Here is a 21,887-nt window from a genome sequence, read left to right as displayed (position 1 = left end):
CGGGTCACATCCTGAACAGGCCGAAGCGGGGCTCGGGCAGCGGCGTGCGGCTCGCGAGCTCGAGCGCGAGCGCGAGGACGGTGCGGGTGTCGCCGGGGGCGATCACGCCGTCGTCCCACAGCCGCGACGTCGAGTGGTAGGGACTGCCCTGCGACTCGTACTGGTCGCGCACGGGCGCCTTGAACGCCTCCTCGGCCTCGGCCGACCACTCCTCGCCGCGGACGGCCAGCTGGTCGCGCTTGACCGTCGAGAGCACGGATGCCGCCTGCTCGCCGCCCATCACCGAGATGCGCGCGTTCGGCCACATCCAGAGGAACCGCGGCGAGTAGGCGCGGCCGCACATCGAGTAGTTGCCGGCGCCGAAGGAGCCGCCGATGACGACCGTGAACTTCGGCACGCGCGTCGTGGCGACCGCGGTCACCATCTTCGCGCCGTGCTTGGCGATGCCGCCGGCCTCGGCGTCGCGGCCCACCATGAAGCCCGAGATGTTCTGCAGGAAGACGAGCGGGATGCCGCGCTGGTCGCACAGCTCGATGAAGTGGGCGCCCTTCATCGCCGACTCGCTGAACAGCACGCCGTTGTTTGCGACGATGCCGACCGGGTGGCCGTCGATCCACGCGAAGCCCGTGACGAGCGTGTCGCCGTACTCGCGCTTGAACTCGTGGAACTCGCTGCCGTCGACGAGCCTCGCGATGACCTCCCGCACGTCGTACGGCTGCTGCACGTCGACCGGCACGACCGACGTCAGCGTCGCCGGGTCGACGGCGGGCTCGCGGGGCTCCCGCACGGCCCAGGCCCGCTCGGGCGGCGGCGGCAGCGTGGTGACGATGTCGCGGACGAGCTCGAGCGCGTGCTCGTCGTCCTCCGCGAGGTGGTCGGTGACGCCCGAGGTGCGGGCGTGCAGGTCGCCGCCGCCGAGCTCCTCCGGGGTGACGACCTCGCCGATCGCGGCCTTCACGAGGGGCGGGCCGCCCAGGAAGATGGTGCCCTGGTCGCGCACGATCACGGTCTCGTCGCTCATCGCGGGCACGTAGGCGCCGCCCGCGGTGCACGAGCCCATGACCGCGGCGATCTGCGGGATGCGCCGGGCGGACAGGTTCGCCTGGTTGTAGAAGATGCGGCCGAAGTGGTCGCGGTCGGGGAAGACCTCGTCCTGCTTCGGCAGGAACGCGCCGCCCGAGTCGACGAGGTAGACGCATGGGAGGCGGTTCTCGAGGGCGACCTCCTGCGCGCGGAGGTGCTTCTTGACCGTCATCGGGTAGTACGTGCCGCCCTTGACCGTGGCGTCGTTGCAGACCACCATGACGGGCCGGCCGTGCACGAGGCCGACGCCGGCGATGACCCCGGCGGCGGGAGTGTCGTCGTCGTAGAGGTCGCCCGCGGCGAGCGGCGCGAGCTCGAGGAACGGGCTGCCCTCGTCGAGGAGGCGCTCGACCCGGTCGCGCGGCAGCAGCTTGCCGCGCGCGACGTGACGGTCGCGGGATGCCTCGGGCCCGCCGAGCGCGGCAGCGGCCAGCCGCGACCGCAGGTCGGCGGCCAGGTCGGCGTGGGCCGCGGCGTTCGCGCGTGCGGCATCGGACGCCGTGTCGATCACGCTCGTGATGGTGTGCATCCGCTCCCGTTCCGCCTCTCCGTCGTGGCGTGCGAGCGAGCGCTTCGGTGAACGCTCGCTAACCGGGTTTCATGTTAGCGACCATTCACCGAGTTGTGCAAGCGGGCTCGTCACTCCGACGCGCCGAGACCCCGGACGAGATGGTCGAGCCCATAGGCCCATGCGTCGTCGACCGAGCCGCCGAGACGGAACGCGCCGGCGAGTTCCATGCTCGTGAAGCCGTGGAGCCACGCCGTCAGCGTGCGCGCCGACTCGAGCGCCCGAGCGTCGCCCGAGAGCCGCCGACCGACCTCGAGCACGGCCTCGCTCGCACGAGCCATCGCCGAACCGCGCGCCCGCGCCCCCTCGGGCAGCGGACCGAAGATCAGGCCGTAGCCGTGCGGGTGGTCGCGCGCGAACCGGCGAGCGGATGCCGCGAGCGCGCGCGCCGCGTCGGCCGCTTCGTCGCGGCCGACGATCGCCTCGTTCATCAGCTCGCCGAGCTCGATCGCGACGTCCTCCGCGACGAGCCGCACGAGCGCGTCGCGGTCGCGGAGGTGCTTGTAGAGCGACGGCGCGCGCACGCCGAGCGCGGCGGCGACCGCCTGCATCGTCAGTCCGTGCTGACCCTCGCGCTCGAGGATCGCGCGAGCGACGGCGCGCAGGGCCTCCGGGGTGACTTTCGCGGGTGTCGGCATCGTCCCTCCTCGCCAGACTATTGACAGTAGCCATCATAGCTAGGTATCATAGCCATCATGCAACTCTCACCCGGACTCCGACGCGTCGGCAACGAGATCGTCGCGTCCTACCTCTTCATCGACGACCGCGGCGTCACCATCGTCGACGCCGGGCTTCGCGGCCACTACGGCGACCTCATCGACGAGCTGACCGATGCTGGCCTCACGATCGACGACGTGCGCGCCGTCATCCTCACCCACGGCGACACCGACCACCTCGGCTTCGCCGAGCGCCTCCGGCGCGACCACGGCGTGCCCGTGTACGTCCACGTCGCCGACCTCGACCGCGCGAAGGGCGGCGACAAGCCGGCCACCGCGTTCGGCCGCGGCATCCGCCCCTGGCCCGTCGTGCGGTTCTTCGGGTACGCACTCGGCAAGGGCGGCGCGAAGACCGAGTACCTGACCGACGCGCAGACGCTCGAGGGCGGCGAACGGCTCGACGGACTTCCCGGCTCGCCCGAGATCATCGCGATGCCCGGCCACTCCCCCGGCAGCATCGCGGTGCTCTCCCGCCGACTCGACGCGATCGCCGTGGGCGACGCGCTCACGACCCGCCATGTGCTCACCGGCCGCCGCGGACCGCAGCCGGCACCGTTCACCGATGCGCCCGACACCGCGCTCGACTCGCTCGAACGACTCGCGGCGAGCGAGGCCACATGGGTGCTGCCCGGCCACGGCACGCCGTGGAACCGGGGTGCGGCCGAGGCCGTGCGGCTCGTCCGGGCGGCGTCCGCCCCGACCGGTTGAGCCGACGCACACGGCCGCCGCCAGCGCCGGCGGTTGCCCGCAGGGGGCATGTCGGTTAGTGTTCATTCACCGAATGCCCGCGGAGGTGCACCCTGACCGAGACGCTCACCGAGCGCGGCCGAGCCAAGGCCGACCGTCGCGCCGCGCTGCTCGCCGCAGCCGCGCGGCTGTTCGCCGAGCGCGGCTACCCGGGCGTCACGCTGGAGGAGCTCGGCCAGGCCGCCGGCGTCTCCGGACCGGCCGTCTACCGGCACTTCCCCGGCAAGGCCGCGGTCCTCGCAGCGATCCTGGTCGACGCGAGCCGGGGGCTCCTCGAGGGCGGGCACCGCACGGTCGAGGAGGCCGTGACGCCCGACGACGCGCTCCGCGCGCTCATCCGCTTCCACGTCGACTTCGCGCTCGCGAACGCCGACGTCATCCGCGTGCAGGACCGCGACCTCGACAGCCTCGGCGACGCCGATGCGCACGAGGTCCGGCGGCTGCAGCGCTCCTACGTCGAACTGTGGGTGGGCGTCCTCGCCCGCCTGAGGCCCGACCGGGCCGAATCCGAGTTGCGCATCCGGGCCCACGCCGCCTTCGGACTGATCAACTCGACCCCCCACAGCGCCCGCATCCATGGGCGCCGACCCGCGGACAGAGTCGTCCGCAGCATCCTGGAGGACATGGCATGGTCGAGCCTCACGTCGTGACCCTGCGCGCGACCCGCGCCGGCGACCGCGACGAGCTGTTCCGCATCCAACTCGATCCCGAGGCGAACCGCATGGCGGCCTTCACGGCGAAGGATCCGTCGGATCGCGCCGCGTACGACGCCCACGTCGCCCGATTCTCGGAGCGCGACGACTACGACGCGCGAACCGTGCGCTGCGACGGCCGCATCGTCGGCAGCGTCGCGCGCTGGATCGACGCCGACACGGGCATGCCCGAGATCACCTACTGGATCGATCGCGAGCACTGGGGACGCGGCATCGCGACGCGCGCCCTGCGGCTCTTCCTCGACACGCAGCCGCGCCCCGTGCGGGCACGTGCCGCGGCCGACAACGCGGCATCCGTCACCGTGCTCGCCAAGCTCGGATTCGTCGAGGTCGGCCGCGACCGCGACTACGCCAACGCCCGCGGCGAGGAGATCGAGGAGATCGTCTTCGTCCTCAGGTGAGCGGATGCCGCGTGCGTGGCGTCGTCGGACCTCACCGGTTGCGGTAGAGCTCCATCAGCGGCGCGGGAATGCGTCCGCGGTCGGACACCTGGTGCCCGTTCGAGCGCAGCCACTCGCGCGCGTCCTTCGTGTCGCCGCCTGCGGAGGATGCTCCGCGACGACGCGTCGTTCCGCCGCGCACGGCGGTCTTCCGGGCCGCGCCGATGTAGGGCGCGAGCGCCGACTCGAGCTTGTCGATGTTCGCCGACGAGAGGTCGATCGAGTACTGGTCGCCGTCGAAGGCGAACGACACGGTCCGGTCGGCGTCGCTGCCGTCGAGATCGTCGATGAGCGTCTCGACCACGCGCTTTGCCATTGTGCACTTCCATTTCTGCGGTGGGTTCCGCGGATCCTCTGGGAACGGGGTATTCCGAGCATAAAGACGAATCCATTGGAAATGCGCATATTCCCGACGAATGTGGAGAATTCGTCGACGACTCGATCTTTCACGAATTCGCACTGCCGGGCCCTCCACTCGTATTCGAGTATCAGACGCAATGTCCTCGCGGCCGCGGATACGCCCTCGGTCGCGTGCGGCCCGAGCGCGGGATCATCCGGCCGTCGCGCCCTGCTGGGCTGCGATCTCGCCGATCCGTCGCGCCAGCGCGACGTCCCTCGCCGTGACGCCTCCGACATCGTGGGAGACGAGGTCGAATTCGATGCGACCCCATCCGAGGCGGACTTCCGGATGGTGATTCATCGCATCCGCCTCGATCGCGACGACATCGAGCAGGTGAACCGCGGCAGCGAAATCCGCGGTTCGGAATTCGCCGACCAGGCGTTCTCCATCGTGACGGAATCCGGTGCCCGCGAGGTCGGCGGCGACGTCCTCACGAGAGAGTGGCGTGTGTTGATCCATGTGGATCATGGTCCTCGCCCGCCCGACGACCCGCCACCCGGGAATCGGGAAGCGGAGGGACCCCCGCCCTTCCGTCGTGTCGCGGCGCGACGCGCCGGCCGGGGCGGAGGTTCCTCCTGTCCGGTCAGGCCATCGTGAGCGCGAGCCCCGGATCGCGGAGGATCCGGCCGACGTCCGCGAGGAAGCGCGACCCCTGCTCGCCGTCGACCAGGCGGTGGTCGAACGAGAGCGAGAGCGTCATCACGTCACGCAGCGCGATCTCGCCGCGGTGCTCCCACGGCGTGCGGCGCACCGCGCCCATCGCGAGGATCGCCGCCTCGCCCGGGTTGAGGATCGGCGTGCCCGCGTCGATCCCGAACACCCCGATGTTGGTGATCGAGATCGTGCCGCCCGAGAGGTCGGCGGGTGCGGTCCTCCCGGAGCGCGCCGTGTCGGCGAGCGCCGCGATCGCGTCGGCGAGCTCGATGAGCGTCATGCGCTCGGCGCCCTTGACGTTCGGCACGACGAGACCGCGCTCGGTCGCTGCGGCGATGCCGAGGTTCACGCTGCCGAAGCGCACGATCTCCTGCGCCTCCTCGTCCCAGCGCGAGTTCACCTCGGGCGTGCGGCCCGCGGCGATGCAGAGCGCCTTGGCCACGACCGTGAGCGGCGTGACCTTGTGGCCCGCGTACGCACGGTCGGCGCGGATGCCGGCGAGCAGTTCCATCGTCGCGGTGACGTCGACCGTGAGGAACTCGGTCACGTGCGGCGCCGTGAAGGCGCTCCGCACCATCGCGGCGGCGGTGTGCTTGCGCACGCCCCGAATGGGGATCCGGGTCTCCGGGGGCAGCGCCGCACCGGCCCGGGGCGCGGCCGAGGCGGCCGGCGTCGTCTCCGGCGCGGAGGTCGGGGCCTCGGATGCCGCGGCCTCGACGTCTGACCGGGTGATGAGCCCGCGCTCGCCGGTGCCCACGAGCTGCTCGAGGTCGACGCCGAGGTCTCGCGCGAGCTTGCGCACGGGCGGGGTCGATCGCGGGCGCTCGGCGCGCCCCGCGTCATCCGCCCCGCCGCCGGAGCCGTCGGGGCGGGTCGCGGTATCGGGCTCGATGCGGTCGTGCTCGGGCGGTGCGGGCACCAGGTCCTCGCGGAGCGCGGCGGAGCCGAGCCGGCGGGCGCGACGCTTCGGACCGCGCTCGGCGCCGGCGCCGTAGCCGACGAGCGTCGGCTCGCGCACCTCGGCCGCCTCCGATGCGGCGGGCGCGGCGGCCCGCTCCTCCTCGGCGGCCGTCGCCTGCGATGGCGCCGCAGCCGCGGCATCCGTCGCCGAAGCGCCCTCGATGCCGGCCGCATCGCCGCCGGTGTCGCACGAGAACAGCTTCTCGCCGACGTTCACGGTCTCGCCCTCCGCGGCGTGCAGCGCGGTCACGGTGCCCTCGAACGGCGACGGCAGCTCGACGACGGCCTTGGCGGTCTCGACGTCGGCGATGATCTGGTTCAATTCGACGTGGTCGCCGACCTTGACGCGCCAGGCGACGATCTCGGACTCGGTGAGTCCCTCGCCGAGGTCGGGCAGTGCGAAGTCGCGGATCATGCTCACGCCTCCACCTCGCTCAACGAGTTCGGCCGTCCGAGCGCGCGGTCGACGCCGTCGAGGATCCGGTCGAGGTCGGGCAGGTGGTACTGCTCGAGCTTGGCGGGCGGGTACGGGATGTCGTGCCCGGTCACCCGCACGGGCGCGGCCTCGAGGTACTCGAAGCAGCGTTCGGTGATGGATGCCGCGATCTCCGCGCCCACACCGCCCTGCTCGCCGGCCTCGTGCGCGACGACGAGCCGGCCGGTGCGGCGCACCGACGCCTCGATCGTGGCGTAGTCGACGGGCGCGAGCGAGCGCAGGTCGATGACCTCGATCGACACGTCCTCCTCCGCGGCGGCGGTCGCGGCATCCCTGGCCGTCTGGACGAGGGCCCCGTACGTCACCAGCGTGACCTCGTTCCCCGATGCCACGGTGGTGGCCACGCCCATCGGGCGCGCGTCGGCGAGGCTCGCATCGAGGTCGACCTCGCCCTTGACGTGGTAGCGGCGCTTCGGCTCGAGGAACACGACGGGATCGTCGCTCGCGATCGCCTGGCGGATCATGACGTAGGCGTCGGCCGGGTTCGAGCACGCGACGACCCGAAGGCCGGCGGTGTGCGTGAAGTACGCCTCGGGCGACTCCGAGTGGTGCTCGGCCGCGCCGATGCCGCCGCCGAACGGGATGCGGATGACGATCGGCATGTTCACGGTGCCGCGCGAGCGGTAGTGCAGCTTCGCGACCTGCGTGACGATCTGGTCGAAGCTCGGGTAGACGAACCCGTCGAACTGGATCTCGACGACGGGCCGGAAGCCGCGGTAGGCGAGGCCGACCGCGGTGCCCATGATGCCCGCCTCGGAGAGCGGCGTGTCGACGACCCGGTGCTCGCCGAACTCGGCCTTGAGCCCGTCGGTGATGCGGAACACGCCGCCGAGCGTGCCGATGTCCTCGCCGAGGAGCACGACCTTGTCGTCGTCGGCGAGCGCGCGGCGGAGGCCCTCGTTGATGGCCTTGCCGAAGGTGATCGTCGTCATCGCGCACCCGCCTCGGTCTCGTCGCCGAACATGGCGAGGTAGCGCGCGAAGCGCTCCCGCTGCCGCTCGAGGTGGCTGTTGGGCTCCGCGTAGACGTGGTCGAACACGCTCATGGGCTCCGGGTCGGGGATCGCGGTGAGGCCGGAGCGGAGCTCCGCGGCGGCACGGTCGGCGGCCGCCTTCGCGTCGGCATCGACCGCGTCGATGTCGGCACCGGATGCGGCGAGGAACGCGTGCAGGCGCGTGATCGGGTCGCGTTCGCGCCACTCGGCGAGCTCGTCGTCGCTGCGGTAGCGCTTGGGGTCGTCGGCCGTCGTGTGGGGGCCCATCCGGTAGGTCACGGCCTCGATGAACGCCGGCCCCTCGCCGCGGCGGGCGCGCTCGAGCGCCCAGCGCGTGACGGCGAGCACCGCGAGCACGTCGTTGCCGTCGACGCGGATGCCGGGCATGCCGAACCCGTCGGCGCGGCGTGCGAGCGGCTGCTTGGACTGCAGGCCGACCGGCTCGGAGATTGCCCAGCCGTTGTTCTGGCAGAAGAAGACGACGGGGGCGTCGAAGGTGGAGGCGAACACGAGCGCCTCGTTCACGTCGCCCTCGCTGGTCGCGCCGTCGCCGAAGTAGGCGACGGATGCCGCGCTCGACCCCTCCCACCTGGCGCCCATGGCCCAGCCGACGGCGTGCAGGGACTGGGCGCCGATGATGATCTGCGGGATCGCCATGCGCTTCTCGAACGGGTTCCAGCCGGATGCCGCGGACCCGCGCCACACGCTGAGCAGCTCGTCCGGGCGGACGCCGCGCAGCCACGCCACCGCGTGCTCGCGATAGCTCGAGAACACGAAGTCGTCGTCGTGCAGTGCTCGGGCCGAGCCGATCTGGGCGGCCTCCTGGCCGGCGAGCGGCGGCCAGAGGCCGAGCTCGCCCTGGCGCTGCAACGCGGTGGCCTCGGCGTCGAGCCGTCGGATCACGACCATGTCGCGGTGCAGATCGATGAGGGCATCGATGTCGACGTCGGCGACCCACGGATCGAAGTCGGCGTTCGCGTGGCGGTGGCCGGTCGCGTCGAGGAGTCGGACGAGGTCGTCGGGGCGGGTGAGCAGCCCGGTCGCCTCTCGGTCGGAAGGGGTCATCGTCGAACCTCCGTGTCGGCTCGGCCGCTTCGTGGGCAGCGTCGCACCGGCGCCGATGCCGGGTACTCGCAGCGTACGACGATCTTGCATTCGGCTCAAGCAACCTCGATTCACTTGAGCATGTTGCATGGTGCGGGGGCCCATCCCGGTGCTATCGTCTGGCGCTATGACCGGTTACGACGCCGTCGACCGCGCGCTGCTCAGCGCCCTCGCCGCCGACCCGCGGGCGACCGTGGTGGCCCTCGCCGAACGGCTCCGGCTGAGCCGGAACACGGTCCAGGCGAGGATGGCACGGCTCGAGGCCTCCGGGGCCTTCCTCTCGTTCGAGCGGAGCATCGATCCCGCCCCGCTCGGCTACCCGCTCGAGGCGTTCGTCGCCGTGCACGCGCGGCAGAAGGTGCTCTCCGAGGTCGTGGCGGCGCTCGCCGAGATCCCGGAGGTGATCCAGGCGCACGGCCTCTCGGGCCAGATCGACCTCCTCGTGCGCGTGGTCTGCCGTGATGCGCACGACCTGTTCCGCATCGACGAGGAGATCCTCGCGATCGAGGGCGTCGAGCGCACCGAGACCTCGCTGGCGATGGGCGAGCTCATCCCCTTCCGGCTCGCGCCGCTGCTGCATCGCTGAGGCTCGCCGGGATCGCAAAGAAGTCTCTGCAAAGAAACCCTTGCAAAGCAATCTTTGCAGAGCTATCTTTGCATCATGGACGAGCAGACGAACGACCTCGAATCGTGGCCGAGCAGCACGCGGCACCCCGGCATCGACCACGTGCTCTCCTCCGAGAGCCTCAAGAGCCTCGCGCACCCGCTGCGCGTGCAGATCTACGACGAGCTCTCGACGTACGGCCCGTTCACCGCGAGCGGGCTCGCCGAGCGCCTCGGCGAGTCGAGCGGTGCGACGAGTTACCACCTGCGCCAGCTCGCGAAGGCCGGCCTCGTGCAGGAGGTCGAGGGCCGCGGCACCGGCCGCGAGCGGTGGTGGGAGCGACGACCGGGTTCCATCGCCATCCCCGACGCCCGCAGCCTGCCGCAGGGCAGCGCGGAACGGCTCGCGGTCAAGCTGGTCGAGGACGAGTGGTTCCGTTCACGCGAGCAGAACTTCCGCGAGTTCCTGACGAGCGGAGAGGAGGTGTTCGGCACCGAGTGGCTGGACATCGCGACCTCCGACACCATCAACCTCAAGCTCACGCCCGACCAGCTGCACGGCCTCGTCACCGACATCGACCTCGTGCTGAAGAAGTACATCGACGCCTACAAGGCGACTCCCTCGCCGGGGTCGCGCCCCGTGCAGATCCACGTCAACGCCTTCCCGCTCGTGCGCGGGCAGGCTCCCGACACCGACGGAACGGAACGGACATGAACACGCTCACCGTCTCCCCCGCGTCCTCGCCCGCGTCCGGCGGGCTCGCCGACCTGGCCGTGCGGGCGGGACTCGCGCTCGCCCGGTGGGGGCGCCGCCGCACCATCCGACGCACCGATCGCGAGCGGATGCTGCGGGCCCTCGCCGAGCGATCGGCGTCGCGCGACGCCGCCGACGAGAACGCACGCATCCACGCGGCCGGCCGCCTCATGCTCATGTAGCGGACGAAGCCACCGGCCCGAGCGGCGCCCGCGATCGCGTGCGCCGCTCGGGTTTGGATCGGCGCGATCGCCGTGTCAGGGTGGACTGCCCGAACCCCGCGAAGGAGCACCATGGCACGCCGACGACCCCTGCACCTCGACGGACGACTCGCCGTCGTCACCGGCGCCGGGAGCGGGATGGGCCGGGCGTCCGCCGAGCTGCTCGCCACGCGCGGGTGCGCGCTCGCCCTCGTGGACCGCGACGCGGCCGCGCTCGACGAACTCGCGGACACGCTGCGTGCCCGCGGCACCGCCGCGAGCACGCACGTGGTCGACCTCGCCGACCTCGGCGCAGTCGCCTCGCTCCCCGACGCGGTCGCCGCCGCGCACGAGGGCGTCCCGAGCATCCTCCTGAACTGCGCGGGCGTGTCGATGCTCGGCAGCTTCGAGCAGGCCACGCTCGAGGAGTTCCGCTGGGTCGTCGACATCAACCTCTGGGGCACGGTCGCGATTGCCAAGGCCTTCCTCCCTGCCCTCACGGCGGCCGGCGATGCGCACATCGCGAACGTCTCGAGCCTCTACGGCCTCGCCGCTCCGGCCGGGCGCGTGCCCTACGTCACGTCGAAGTTCGCCGTCCGCGGGTTCACCGACGCACTCCGCCACGAGCTCGAGACGACGGATGTCTCGGTCTCGGCGATCTACCCGGGCGGCGTGCAGACCGGCATCATCCACCACGCGCGGGTCGCGGCCGCCGTCGCGCCGGGCGCCGCGGTGCGCGCTGCCGACGCGCAGGCGGCGCTCTACCGGACGACCCCGGACCAGGCCGCCGAGCGCATCGTCGACGGCATCGTCCGGCGTCGCCCGCGCGTCTTCATCGGTCGGGATTCACGGCTCAGCGACCTGGCCACTCGTGTCGCGCCGGTCGGCTACTGGAGCGTCATGCGCGGCATCGTCGCGGCGGCCGCCGACACGCGCAGCGCCGCCGACACCCGCGCATAGCGCGCGGCCACGGGCACCCACCGGGGACCGCCTCCCGGCGACGACGGACGCCCGCCCCGACGAGGTCGGGACGGGCGTCCGGTGGCGGGATCGAGCGTTACGCGTCGACGCCCTCGGCAGGAGCCTCGGCGTGCTCGCCGGTCGCGGCGCGGCCGTTGGTGTCGGCCTCCTCCGCGATGACGGGCGCGAGCGAGAGCTTGCCGCGGTCGTCGATCTTGGTGATCTCGACGAGGATCTTCTGGCCGACGCCGAGAACGTCGTCGACGTTCTCCACGCGCTTGCCGCCGGCGAGCTTGCGCACCTCGGAGATGTGCAGCAGGCCGTCCTTGCCGGGCAGCAGCGAGATGAAGGCGCCGAAGGCGGCGATCTTCACGACGGTGCCGAGGAACTGCTCGCCGACCTCGGGGTTGGTCGGGTTCGCGATGGCGTTCACCGCGGCACGGGCGGCTTCGGCCGTCGGGCCGTCGGTCGCGCCGATGTAGACGGTGCCGTCCTCCTCGATCGAGATCTCGGCGCCGGTGTCGTCCTGGATGCCGTTGATCGTCTTGCCCTTGGGGCCGATGAGCTCGCCGATCTTGTCGACCGGGATCTGCACGCTGATGACGCGCGGCGCGGTGGGCGCCATCTCGTCGGGGCCGTCGATGGCGGCGTTCAGCACCTGCAGGATCGTGGTGCGCGCCTCCTTCGCCTGGGTCAGCGCGCCCGCGAGCACGGAGGCGGGGATGCCGTCGAGCTTCGTGTCGAGCTGGATCGCCGTGACGAACTCCGACGTGCCGGCGACCTTGAAGTCCATGTCGCCGAGCGCGTCCTCCGCACCGAGGATGTCGGTGAGGGCCGCGTAGCGGGTCTCACCGTCGACGGTGTCGGAGATGAGGCCCATCGCGATGCCCGCGACCGGCGCCTTGAGCGGCACGCCCGCGTTCAGCAGCGACAGCGTGGACGCGCAGACCGAGCCCATCGAGGTCGAGCCGTTCGAGCCGAGCGCCTCTGACACCTGTCGGATGGCGTAGGGGAACTCCTCGCGGGTCGGCAGCACCGGCACGAGCGCACGCTCGGCGAGCGCGCCGTGGCCGATCTCGCGGCGCTTCGGCGACCCCACACGACCCGTCTCACCCGTCGAGTAGGGCGGGAAGTTGTAGTTGTGCATGTAGCGCTTCTTGGTGACCGGGCTCAGCGAGTCGATCTGCTGCTCCATCTTCAGCATGTTCAGCGTGGTGACGCCCAGGATCTGGGTCTCGCCGCGCTGGAAGATGGCGGAGCCGTGCACGCGCGGGATGACCTGCACCTCGGCGTCGAGCGGGCGGATGTCGGCCAGGCCGCGCCCGTCGATGCGGACGCCCTCGGCGAGGACGCGCGAGCGCACGACGTGCTTGGTCACCGACTTGTACGCGGCCGAGACCTCGCCGTTGGCCGACTCGGGGAGCTCCCCGGCCTCGACCTTGGCGGCGACGGCCTCCTTGACGCGCGCCTTGAGCGCGTCGTCGGCGTCCTGTCGCTCGACCTTGCCGGCGATCTGGTAGATGCCCTTGAGCTCCTCGAGGGCGAGCTCCTCGACGGCGGACTTCGTCGCGTCCTGGTAGGGCGGGAAGGTCGGGTAGTCGGCGGTGGGCTTGGCGGCGGTCTTCGCGACCTGCTGCTGCGCCTCGACGAGCTGCTTGATGAACGGCTTGGAGGCCTCGATGCCCTGCGCGATGACGGTCTCGTCGGGCTTGACGGCGCCGGCCTGCACGAGGTTCCACGCGTTGTCGGTGGCCTCGGCCTCGATCATCATGATCGCGACATCCTCGGAGCCGTCGGCCTCGGTCACGACGCGACCCGCGACGACCATGCTGAACACGGCGTCCTCGAGCTGCGAGTGCTTCGGGAAGGCGACCCACTGGCCGTCGATGAGGGCGACGCGGACGCCGCCGACCGGGCCGGAGAACGGCAGGCCGGACAGCTGCGTCGAGAGCGAGGCGCTGTTGATCGCGAGCACGTCGTAGAGCTCGTCGGGCTCGATCGCGAGCACGGTCACGACGACCTGGACCTCGTTGCGGAGGCCCTCGACGAACGAGGGGCGGAGCGGCCGGTCGATCAGGCGGCAGGTGAGGATCGCCTCGGTCGAGGGACGACCCTCGCGACGGAAGAACGAGCCGGGGATCCGGCCCGCGGCGTACATGCGCTCCTCGACGTCGATCGTGAGCGGGAAGAAGTCGAAGTGCTCCTTCGGCTGCTTCGACACCGACGTGGCCGAGAGCAGCATGGTCTCGTCGTCGAGGTAGGCGACCGCCGACCCCTGCGCCTGCTGCGCGAGGCGACCGGTCTCGAAGCGGATGGTGCGGCTGCCGAACCGACCGTTGTCGATGACGGTTTCGGCGAACGTGATTTCAGGACCTTCCAAGAGGTCTCTCTCCTTTGTTTCGGCTCGCACGCCCGTGTGGCGCGCGAGGTGAACAAGGAGCAGGGAACAGGCAGATCTCAGCGCGTCTTCTGACCCGCCAGCGCTGGCCACCAGTAGAAGTCCACCAAGCTCCCGCTTGGTAAGCCACCACAGGGGACCAGCTTCCTGCCGGCCTGCTCCGAAGCACCCATCGGAGGGTGCGAGCTCATGTTGAATTGAGCGGATGCCGCACGGGCATCCTCGCCGAGCCTACCAGTACGGCGTGTCGCGACCTAGCGGGCGGACGGCGGCAGGCCGGGCGGATGCCGCGGGCACGCCCGATCACGCGCGGATTCCTCGCCCTGCGCGCTCGTCCTCACGACCCGGGAGGTGCACGAGCGCGTCGTGCTTGGCGACGCGGCCGTCGCCCGCCGTGCGGCCGCGCAGCCGCCGTCCCGCCCAGGGCACCGCGTGGCGGCGGAGCCACTCGGCGTCCGGCAGCGGCGGCGCGTCGGGCTCGTCGGCGTCGCCGTGCAGCACCGCGTCGAGCCCGGCGAGTGCCGCGGCATCCGGCACGCCCAGGACGTCGGCGGCTGCATATGCGAGCGCACGGTGCCCCGACGAGTTCAGGTGCACCCGATCCTCCGCCCACATGCCTCGCGCCGTGAGCCCGCTGTGCGCGGAGGCGTCGAGGAGCATGGCGCCGGCCGCGTCGGCGCGCGTCGCGAGCCGGTCGGCGAACCGCTCGAACGCGACGCGCACCGAGCCGAGCCGCGCGTGCGCGGGCAGGAACGGGGTGACGACGAGCACGTCGCACCCGCCCGCCCTGAGACCGTCGACCGCGTCCCCCACGCGATCGGCGAGCATCTCGGCGCGCGCACGCACGCGGACGAGGTCGTTGCCGCCGATCAGGACGGTCACCAGGTCGGCTCGGAGCTCGGCGGCGCGGGGAAGCTGCGCGTCGACGGCATCCGCGACCCGCCGGCTTCGGACGGCGAGATTCGCGTACCCGATGCCGTCGCCGGACTGGGCGAGGAGCATCGCGAGCCGGTCCGCCCAGCCGCGGTACTCCCCCGCGACCATCCGCGAGGAGTCGCAGAGTCCCTCGGTGACGGAGTCGCCGACGGCGACGTACCGCTGCCACGCGGGGCGGGCCGGGTGCGCCGGCGGCTCGCGCCGCGCCATCCGCTCGTCGCCCCCACCGGCGGCCACGCGCTCATCGGGCCCGCTCGCGAGCTCGGCCGCGGTCGGCGGTCGGAGTCGCTCGGCCACCGAGACCCCCGTGCCGGCGGCGCCGCCGGGCAGAGCCATGCGGTGCAGCCGTCGCGCGTGCTCGTAGTGGCCCAGCAGCTCGTCGCCGAGCGCGGACCAGCTGCGTCCGGCGACGCCCTCGCGCGCGGCGCGACCGAACGCGCGTCGCTTGGCGTCGTCGCCCGCGAGGTCGCGCACGCGTCCCACGAGCTCGTCGAGGTCGCCGGGCCGATAGAGCCAGCCGTCCCGACTCGAGCTGACGAGGTCGAGGGGTCCGCCGCGGCCGGTCGCCACGACGGGCACGCCGCTCGCGAGCGCCTCCTGCACGGTCTGGCAGAAGGTCTCGCTCTCCCCCGGGTGCACGAACACGTCGAGGCTCGCCATCGCCTCGGCGAGCGCATCGCCGCCGAGGAAGCCCGTGAACGCGGCGTCCGGCAGCATCGCCTCGAGGGCCGGGCGCGACGGGCCGTCGCCGATCACCACGAGCCGCACGCCCTCCATCGCCGCCACGGCGCGGAGGTCCTCCACCTGCTTCTCGGGCGCGAGCCGGCCGACGTAGCCGACGAGCACCTCGTCGTCGGCGGCGTACCGGCGACGCCACTGCGCCGAGCGCCGCTCGGGGCGGAACCGTTCCGTGTCGACGCCGCGCGCCCAGCGCCGCATCCGCTGGACGCCGTAGCCCTCGAGCTGCGCGATCGCGGCCGACGACGGCGCCAGGGTGAGGGTCGCCCGACGGTGCAGCCGGCCGACGTGGGTGGCGAGCATCGGCGCGGCTCCCGGGACGCGGTATCGCTCGGCGTAGGCCGGCACATCCGTCTGGTAGACGGCGACGCTCGGCGCGCCGACCCGCTCGGCCGCGACGACGCCCTGCCAGCCGAGCACGAACGGCGAGGCCAGGTGGACCACGTCGGGTGCGAAGTCGGCGAGCGTCGCGGCGAGCCGGCGCGAGCCGGCGAAGGTCACGCGGACCTCCGGGTAGCCGGGCATCGGCATCGAGCGGAGCAACTCCGTGCGAGCGCCGTGCAGGCCGTGGTCGACCGGGCCGGAACGGGGGGCGACGACGAGCGCCTCGTGGCCCCGCCGCTCGAGGTGGCCGAGCACCTGCAGCAGGGAATGCGTGACGCCGTTCATGTGCGGGAGGAACGACTCGGCGAGCAGTGCGACTCTCACGCGGCCAGCATGGGGCCGCCAGCCCGGGCGACGCGAGCCGCGACGCCGCCGTCCGCCGAGGGTTCACCGAGCCGACGGACGCCGTTCGCGCACCGGTCGCGAACGGGTCAACCCCTCGCGGCGCCGCCCGGGCAGGCGCATGATGGGAGCCGGACGCATGCTCCGGTGCGTCCGGAATCGTTCGAGGGGGAACGACATGTCATCGGTCGCACGAGTCACCACCATCACCGCCTTCTCCGAGACGAGCTTCGAGGACGCGGTCCAGGTCGGCATCGCCCGATCCGTCGAGACGCTGCGCGGGGTCAAGGGCGCCTGGGTGAAGGAGCAGAAGGTCAAGGTCGAGGGCGGCAGCGTCGTCGAGTGGTCCGTCACGCTCGAGGTCACGTTCGTGCTCGACGAGTGACCCGGGCGCGGCGCACCGCCACGGCGCGGGGCGGACGGCTGCTGCCGTCCGCCCCGCGCTTCGCGTGTGCGCCGCTCAGGGCGCGCTGAAGGTGCCCTTCAGTGCGATGAACGCGCCGCTGTCGAGGTCCTCGACCGTCACGTTCGACCAGACGACGGAGAACAGCGTCGCCGTCTGTCCGGGCGGGCAGTCGAGTGCCACGTCGGCGGGCGTCGGCATGAGCGTCAGCGAACCGACGATGTTGCCGTTCTTGGCGGCCTCGAACTCTCCGCTCTCGGAGACCCGCGAGTCGATGGTCGTCTTCTTGGGATCGGACGGCACGTTGTTGCCGCCGTTGACGCACGAGTACGTGGCGCTGAGGTCCGCGCTCGCGACGACCGTCTCGACGGAACCGGACTCGAGTCCGGCCTCCTTGAAGTCGACGACGAGGTTCACGCCGTCGAGGTGCGCGGAGGTGGCGTTCTTGATGAAGTGCGGGCTGCCGGCCATGGCGGGCCCGGCCGCGCCGACCAGCACGAGCGCGGCGGCCGCGCCGAGCGCGGCGAGTGCACGACGGATGGACATGATGTTCTTCTCTCGGGTTGCGATCTCTGTGGCAGCGGTTGCGACCGCGGCTCGCGCGCGTCGGTTGACCCGGTAGGGCGAGAGAAGAGGCGTGTGCGGCCGAAGCCGCGCTCCCGCGGTCGACGCTACTCCGGGAGCCGCGCGGCGGATACCCCCTGAATGAGGGATTCTCATGTTTGTGGATGAGGGCCCCGCCGTGCACCGCAGCCCGAGCGTGCGAGGACGCGAGAGGCGGATGCCGCGGCGGGAACACGTCCCGTCGCGGCATCCGCTCGTCTGCGCCGGCGTCGCCGGCGTCGCCGCCTACTCCCCTGTCAGTCCGCCCAGCAGGTGGCCCATCGGGCGGTCGAGTGCGAACGGGTCGCTCACGAGGTCGCTGCGGTCGGTGCGCTCGACGAGGTCGGCGAACTCGCGGGCGCCGCGGAAGACCCGGTCGGGCAGGGAACGCACGCCGTCGCCGCTGCCGCCCCAGTCGCTGGTCGCGGCGAACACGCCGGTCGTGACCGGGATCGCGTGCAGGTAGGTGAACAGCGGGCGGATCGCGTAGTCGATCGCGAGCGAGTGGCGCGGCGTGCCGCCCGTGGCGCCGATGAGCACCGGGAGGTCGGTGAGCGCCTGCGGGTCGATCACGTCGATGAACGACTTGAACAGGCCCGCGTAGCTCGTCGTGAAGATCGGCGTGACGACGATGAGGCCGTCGGCCGACGCGACCGCGTCGAGCGCCTCCTGCAGCCTCGGCGGCGCGAAGCCCATGAGCAGGTGGTTCGTGATGTCGTGCGCGAGGTCCCGCAGCTCGAACACCTGCGCCTCGACCTCGACGCCGCGCTCCTGCAGGAGCCCCGTGCTGTCGGCGAGGAGCCGGTCGGCGAGCTGTCGGCTCGAGCTCGGCGTGGACAGGCCCGCCGAGATGACGACGATCCTCCTGGCGGTCATCGCGCACCCGCCGTCCGGGTAGCGGCCGGGCCGAAGGCCGAGCCGGTCGAGGCGCCCACGGTCTCACTCGGCGCGTCCTGGTAGGGCGATCCCATGGTCAGGTTGTCGCCGCGGTTCGCCTTCGGGGTCGCCTGGCGCGGCTCGCCGTCGCCGTACTTCGCCTTCACGAGCGCGGCGTGCGTCGGCGCGTCGGGCACGTCGGCCGGGCGGTCCTTCGCGAACTCGCGACGGAGCACCGGGACGACCTCCTCGCCGAGAAGGTCGAGCTGCTCGAGGACGGTCTTCAGCGGCAGGCCCGCGTGGTCGATGAGCCACAGCTGGCGCTGGTAGTCGCCGACGTAGTCGCGGAAGCCGAGCGTGCGGTCGATGACCTCCTGCGGGCTGCCGACGGTGAGCGGCGTCTGCTGCGTGAAGTCCTCCATGCTCGGCCCGTGCCCGTAGACGGGCGCGTTGTCGAAGTACGGCCGGAACTCGTTCACCGCGTCCTGGGAGTTCTTCCGCATGAAGACCTGGCCGCCGAGCCCGACGATCGCCTGCGCGGCGGTGCCGTGGCCGTGGTGCTCGTAGCGCTGGCGGTACAGGGCGATCATGCGCTGCGTGTGGGATGCCGGCCAGAAGATGTGGTTGGCGAAGAAGCCGTCGCCGTAGAAGGCGGCCTGCTCGGCGACCTCCGGCGTGCGGATCGAGCCGTGCCACACGAACGGCGGCACGCCGTCGAGGGGGCGCGGGGTCGCGGTGAAGCCCTGCAGCGGCGTGCGGAACGTGCCCTCCCAGTCGACGACGTCCTCGCGCCACAGGCGGTGCAGGAGCTCGTAGCTCTCGATCGCGATGGGCAGGCCCTGGCGGATGTCCTTGCCGAACCACGGGTAGACCGGGCCGGTGTTGCCGCGGCCGAGCATGAGGTCGGCGCGGCCGCCCGAGACGTGCTGGAGCATCGCGTAGTCCTCGGCGAGCTTCACCGGGTCGTTGGTGGTGATGAGCGTCGTGGCCGTCGAGAGCTGCAGGGTGCGCGTCCGGCCGGCGATGTAGGCGAGCGTCGTGGTGGGCGACGAGGACCAGAACGGCGGATTGTGGTGCTCACCGAGCGCGAAGACGTCGAGACCGACCTCCTCCGCGTGCGTGGCGATGGTCAGCGTCGCCTGGATCCGCTCGGCCTCGCTCGGGGTGCGGCCGGTGGTGGGGTCCTGCGTGATGTCGCTGACGGTGAAGATTCCGAACTGCATGTCGCCCTCCTGGGCTCCGACTTCTGGTGTTCCATGCTTTTGCATGCAAGTGGGTGAACGGATGCCACGGCGGAACTATTCCCGCGCTGCCGAGAGCAGGTCCAGGACCGCCCGCGCGGCCTCGGCGAGCGCCACGCCGTACCCGCGGCCGTGCCCGGCGGCGTGCACCGCGAGCGGATGGAGCTGGTGCAGCGGGACGCGTTCACGCCACCCCTCGCGAAGCGGGGCGACGCGGTCGTACCCGGCGAGCACGTCGTCGAGGAACGGGCACCCGAACAGCGCGAGCATCGCGAGGTCGGTCTCGCGATGGCCGCCGTGCGCGGCGGGGTCGATGAGCACGACGCCGTCGGCGGCCCAGAGCACATTGCCGTTCCACAGGTCGCCGTGAAGCCGTGCGGGCGGCTCGTCGTCGTCGAAGGCGCCGGCCGCGATCGCCTCGCATGCCCGCTCGACGAGCGCCGCCTCGTCGGCGGTCAGGTGGCCGGCGTCCACCGCGACGGGCACGAAGGGGCGCACGCGATCGCGCGCGTAGAACGCACCCCACGATGCCTCGCCGGCCGCGGGCATCTCGCGCCGGCCGATGTAGAGGGGGCCGCGCCATCCGTCGGGACGGGCGCCGAACGCCGAGGCGCCCGCCGCGTGCGTGCGGGCGAGCGCCGCGCCGAACGCGTCTGCGGCGACGCGCGCCGGGCGCGTCTCCGCGACGCGTTCGAGCTCGATCCGGCCCGGCCCGACGCCGACGACGGCGGCGACCCGCGCCGCGCCCGCCGCGGCGAGCCACGCGAGTCCGGCCGCCTCCGCCTCGAAGAACCGAGGAGGGGCGTCATCCCGTCGCTTCACGATGGTCTGCACGCGACCAGTCTCGCGCACGAGCGCAGGGCCCGCCGCTCGCGCGACGGGCCCCGCTGGTCGTTCGGATTCCGACTACTCGGTCTCGTGCGGACCGTGGTGGTGGCCGTCCTCACCGACGAGGTCGGGGTCGAGGCCGCCGGCGTTGCCGCCGATGGTGCCCTCGGGCCCGGCCGGCGCCGGCAGGGTCAGGCCGCCGGGCACCTTCACGCCCTCGACGCCGTTGACCGACTCGGTCGAGTACGAGTAGGCGAGCACCGCGAGCGCGATCGCGTCGACGTTCACGTCGAGTGCGTGCTCGTTGACGTTGTCGATCGTGTCGCACGCCTGGTGGTAGCACTGGTCGTACGACTCGCCGGCCACGCCGCCCCAGATCGCCGCCTGCTCCTCGGTCTTGACGACCTCGGCACCCGTGAAGAGCCCGCCGGCGGGGATTCCGACGCGGATGAACGCGTCGTAGTCGCTGCGCCCGCTGAACTGCGCGTCGTCGTACGGCTCGCCGACCGACGTGTAGTAGCTCTCGAAGAGCTTCTCGATCTCGATCGAGCCGTCGGGGATCGGCACGCCCGCGGGAGCGAGCCAACCGGACTCGTCACCGTCGTACACCATGAAGATGTAGTTGGGCGAGGCGACCATGTCGAAGTTCAGGTACAGCGCGATGCGGTCCTGCTCCTCCTGGCTGAGCTCGGCGACGTACTCCTCCGAACCGATGAGGCCCGATTCCTCGGCACCCCACCAGGCGAGGCGGATCGTGTTCTGCGGCTCGAGCTTCGAGAGGTTCTCGGCGAGCTCGAGGAGCGACGCGGACCCGCTGCCGTTGTCGTTGATGCCCGGTCCGGCCTGGACCGAGTCGAGGTGGGCGCCCGCCATCACGACGTTGTCGTCGTTCACGCCGGTCTTCTCGGCGATGACGTTCTTCTGCGGGCGCGACTCGGGCGCCGGCACGAAGATGTTCGCGGTCGAGCCGGCCTGGGACAGGGCGACGCCCTGCTCGTAGCTCGCACCGACGACGGGGATGTCGACGATGTCGGAGCCGCCGAGCGTGCCGACGATGAGGTCGTTGCGGGCATCGGTCGCGTCGTTGCCCTGGTTGAAGATGATCACGCCCGCTGCACCCGCAGCCTCGGCGTTGAGGGCCTTGTCGGCGAACGGGCAGGTGCCGCGTTGGATGAGTGCGATGGTTCCCGCGGTGAAGCCGGCGAAGTCGGCCGCCTCGCACCCGCTCGTGCTCGTGTTCCCGAGTCCGAGCTGCAGGTCCACGGGGGTCACGGCGGCGGTCACGTCGCCCGCACCGCTGCCCGTGAACGGACCGGTCTCGTACTCCGCACTGACCGGGGTGAGCTGCGTGAGCGTCGAGGGTCCGACGTAGGTGTACGGGAACTCGTCGATCGACACGTCCCAACCGGCGGCCTCGAGGACCTCGACCACGTAGTCGACGCTCGCCTCGTAGCCCGAGGTGCCGGCCGCGCGGTTGTCGTCGTTGTCGTCGGCGATCGCCTGCAGCGCTTCGAGGTGCTCCATCGCACCGTCGGCGTCGACGCACTCCATGAGCTTCGCGATCGTGTTGTTGTTCTTGTTGTCGCACGACTTGCCGCCCGGCGCGGCGAGCGCGGCACCCGCTGGCACCAGGGCGAGGGCCGCGATGGTCGACGCGCTGGTTGCGAGTACGGCCGCGCGGCGGGAAAGCCTCGTAGTTCGATACATCGTCTCTCCTTCTCGGGGGCGTCCTCGTCGACGCCCTCC

22 protein-coding genes are annotated in these 21,887 nt (G+C 71.9%); 8 read left to right on the top strand and 14 right to left on the bottom strand.

What is annotated here, in order from left to right; all coding sequences use genetic code 11:
- Positions 1 to 4: 4 nt before the first annotated feature.
- Complete coding sequence (locus ACULK2_RS07550) at positions 5 to 1,612, bottom strand: carboxyl transferase domain-containing protein (protein ID WP_445969144.1); 1,608 nt, start codon at positions 1,610 to 1,612, stop codon at positions 5 to 7.
- Positions 1,613 to 1,722: 110 nt separating this feature from the next.
- Positions 1,723 to 2,289, bottom strand: a complete 567-nt coding sequence (locus tag ACULK2_RS07545) for a TetR/AcrR family transcriptional regulator (RefSeq protein WP_445969145.1) — start codon at positions 2,287 to 2,289, stop codon at positions 1,723 to 1,725.
- Positions 2,290 to 2,346: 57 nt separating this feature from the next.
- Between ACULK2_RS07545 and ACULK2_RS07540 the strand changes: the two genes are divergently transcribed.
- The 3 genes from ACULK2_RS07540 to ACULK2_RS07530 all read left to right on the top strand — a co-directional run bounded on the left by ACULK2_RS07540 (position 2,347) and on the right by ACULK2_RS07530 (position 4,228).
- Complete coding sequence (locus ACULK2_RS07540) at positions 2,347 to 3,075, top strand: MBL fold metallo-hydrolase (RefSeq protein WP_445969146.1); 729 nt, start codon at positions 2,347 to 2,349, stop codon at positions 3,073 to 3,075.
- Between the two features lie 92 nt (positions 3,076 to 3,167).
- The gene (locus ACULK2_RS07535; RefSeq protein ID WP_445969445.1) at positions 3,168 to 3,764 is read left to right on the top strand and encodes an SACE_7040 family transcriptional regulator; all 597 of its coding nucleotides are present in this window, start codon (positions 3,168 to 3,170) and stop codon (positions 3,762 to 3,764) included.
- Positions 3,743 to 4,228 carry a GNAT family N-acetyltransferase gene (locus ACULK2_RS07530; protein WP_445969147.1) on the top strand — a complete coding sequence of 162 codons (486 nt, stop codon included), beginning with the start codon at positions 3,743 to 3,745 and terminating at the stop codon, positions 4,226 to 4,228. Before ACULK2_RS07535 ends, ACULK2_RS07530 begins: the two co-directional genes overlap by 22 nt.
- Before the next feature lie 31 nt (positions 4,229 to 4,259).
- Here the strand turns inward: ACULK2_RS07530 and ACULK2_RS07525 are convergent, their stop codons facing one another.
- The 5 genes from ACULK2_RS07525 to pdhA all read right to left on the bottom strand — a co-directional run bounded on the left by ACULK2_RS07525 (position 4,260) and on the right by pdhA (position 8,836).
- Complete coding sequence (locus ACULK2_RS07525) at positions 4,260 to 4,583, bottom strand: histone-like nucleoid-structuring protein Lsr2 (protein ID WP_445969148.1); 324 nt, start codon at positions 4,581 to 4,583, stop codon at positions 4,260 to 4,262.
- A 234-nt stretch (positions 4,584 to 4,817) separates the two neighbouring features.
- Positions 4,818 to 5,126, bottom strand: a complete 309-nt coding sequence (locus ACULK2_RS07520) for a 4a-hydroxytetrahydrobiopterin dehydratase (RefSeq protein WP_501044978.1) — start codon at positions 5,124 to 5,126, stop codon at positions 4,818 to 4,820.
- Between the two features lie 124 nt (positions 5,127 to 5,250).
- Positions 5,251 to 6,696 (bottom strand): dihydrolipoamide acetyltransferase family protein, encoded by a 1,446-nt coding sequence (locus tag ACULK2_RS07515; RefSeq protein WP_445969446.1) that lies wholly within the window; start codon positions 6,694 to 6,696, stop codon positions 5,251 to 5,253.
- Between the two features lie 2 nt (positions 6,697 to 6,698).
- Positions 6,699 to 7,709: an alpha-ketoacid dehydrogenase subunit beta gene (locus ACULK2_RS07510; protein WP_445969150.1), complete on the bottom strand. Its 1,011-nt coding sequence runs from the start codon at positions 7,707 to 7,709 to the stop codon at positions 6,699 to 6,701.
- On the bottom strand, positions 7,706 to 8,836 hold the full coding sequence (pdhA, locus tag ACULK2_RS07505) for a pyruvate dehydrogenase (acetyl-transferring) E1 component subunit alpha (RefSeq protein ID WP_445969151.1): 1,131 nt from the start codon (positions 8,834 to 8,836) through the stop codon (positions 7,706 to 7,708). The genes ACULK2_RS07510 and pdhA overlap by 4 nt, the downstream gene beginning before the upstream one ends.
- A gap of 166 nt (positions 8,837 to 9,002) precedes the next feature.
- Here pdhA and ACULK2_RS07500 point away from each other — a divergent pair, with 166 nt between their 5' ends.
- From ACULK2_RS07500 to ACULK2_RS07485, 4 genes are all read left to right on the top strand, one after another.
- Positions 9,003 to 9,461 carry an Lrp/AsnC family transcriptional regulator gene (locus ACULK2_RS07500; protein WP_445969152.1) on the top strand — a complete coding sequence of 153 codons (459 nt, stop codon included), beginning with the start codon at positions 9,003 to 9,005 and terminating at the stop codon, positions 9,459 to 9,461.
- Positions 9,462 to 9,536: 75 nt separating this feature from the next.
- Positions 9,537 to 10,193: an ArsR/SmtB family transcription factor gene (locus tag ACULK2_RS07495; RefSeq protein ID WP_445969153.1), complete on the top strand. Its 657-nt coding sequence runs from the start codon at positions 9,537 to 9,539 to the stop codon at positions 10,191 to 10,193.
- Positions 10,190 to 10,414, top strand: a complete 225-nt coding sequence (locus ACULK2_RS07490; protein ID WP_445969154.1) for a hypothetical protein — start codon at positions 10,190 to 10,192, stop codon at positions 10,412 to 10,414. Before ACULK2_RS07495 ends, ACULK2_RS07490 begins: the two co-directional genes overlap by 4 nt.
- A 111-nt stretch (positions 10,415 to 10,525) precedes the next feature.
- The gene (locus ACULK2_RS07485; RefSeq protein ID WP_445969155.1) at positions 10,526 to 11,392 is read left to right on the top strand and encodes an SDR family NAD(P)-dependent oxidoreductase; all 867 of its coding nucleotides are present in this window, start codon (positions 10,526 to 10,528) and stop codon (positions 11,390 to 11,392) included.
- A gap of 97 nt (positions 11,393 to 11,489) precedes the next feature.
- Here the strand turns inward: ACULK2_RS07485 and ACULK2_RS07480 are convergent, their stop codons facing one another.
- Both ACULK2_RS07480 and ACULK2_RS07475 read right to left on the bottom strand, forming a co-directional pair.
- Complete coding sequence (locus tag ACULK2_RS07480; protein WP_445969156.1) at positions 11,490 to 13,772, bottom strand: polyribonucleotide nucleotidyltransferase; 2,283 nt, start codon at positions 13,770 to 13,772, stop codon at positions 11,490 to 11,492.
- 321 nt (positions 13,773 to 14,093) lie between these two features.
- A complete protein-coding gene (locus ACULK2_RS07475) occupies positions 14,094 to 16,172 on the bottom strand; it encodes a glycosyltransferase (RefSeq protein WP_445969157.1) in 2,079 nt (692 codons plus the stop codon).
- A 196-nt stretch (positions 16,173 to 16,368) separates the two neighbouring features.
- On the opposite strand from ACULK2_RS07475, the gene ACULK2_RS07470 reads away from it, so the two are divergent.
- On the top strand, positions 16,369 to 16,575 hold the full coding sequence (locus ACULK2_RS07470; protein WP_445969158.1) for a dodecin family protein: 207 nt from the start codon (positions 16,369 to 16,371) through the stop codon (positions 16,573 to 16,575).
- A gap of 75 nt (positions 16,576 to 16,650) precedes the next feature.
- On the opposite strand, the gene ACULK2_RS07465 is transcribed toward ACULK2_RS07470, so the two are convergent.
- The 5 genes from ACULK2_RS07465 to ACULK2_RS07445 all read right to left on the bottom strand — a co-directional run bounded on the left by ACULK2_RS07465 (position 16,651) and on the right by ACULK2_RS07445 (position 21,848).
- Positions 16,651 to 17,139, bottom strand: a complete 489-nt coding sequence (locus ACULK2_RS07465) for a hypothetical protein (protein WP_445969159.1) — start codon at positions 17,137 to 17,139, stop codon at positions 16,651 to 16,653.
- 303 nt (positions 17,140 to 17,442) lie between these two features.
- Complete coding sequence (locus ACULK2_RS07460) at positions 17,443 to 18,072, bottom strand: FMN reductase (protein ID WP_445969160.1); 630 nt, start codon at positions 18,070 to 18,072, stop codon at positions 17,443 to 17,445.
- A complete protein-coding gene (locus ACULK2_RS07455) occupies positions 18,069 to 19,295 on the bottom strand; it encodes an LLM class flavin-dependent oxidoreductase (RefSeq protein WP_445969161.1) in 1,227 nt (408 codons plus the stop codon). Before ACULK2_RS07455 ends, ACULK2_RS07460 begins: the two co-directional genes overlap by 4 nt.
- Positions 19,296 to 19,370: 75 nt before the next feature.
- Positions 19,371 to 20,138 (bottom strand): fructosamine kinase family protein, encoded by a 768-nt coding sequence (locus ACULK2_RS07450; RefSeq protein WP_501044992.1) that lies wholly within the window; start codon positions 20,136 to 20,138, stop codon positions 19,371 to 19,373.
- An 81-nt stretch (positions 20,139 to 20,219) separates the two neighbouring features.
- Positions 20,220 to 21,848, bottom strand: coding sequence for a M28 family metallopeptidase (locus ACULK2_RS07445; protein WP_445969163.1), 1,629 nt, complete (start codon positions 21,846 to 21,848; stop codon positions 20,220 to 20,222).
- Positions 21,849 to 21,887: the final 39 nt, after the last annotated feature.

The organism is Agromyces molybdatiresistens (genome assembly GCF_052748445.2).
This window is presented reverse-complemented; position numbering and strand designations above follow the sequence as displayed.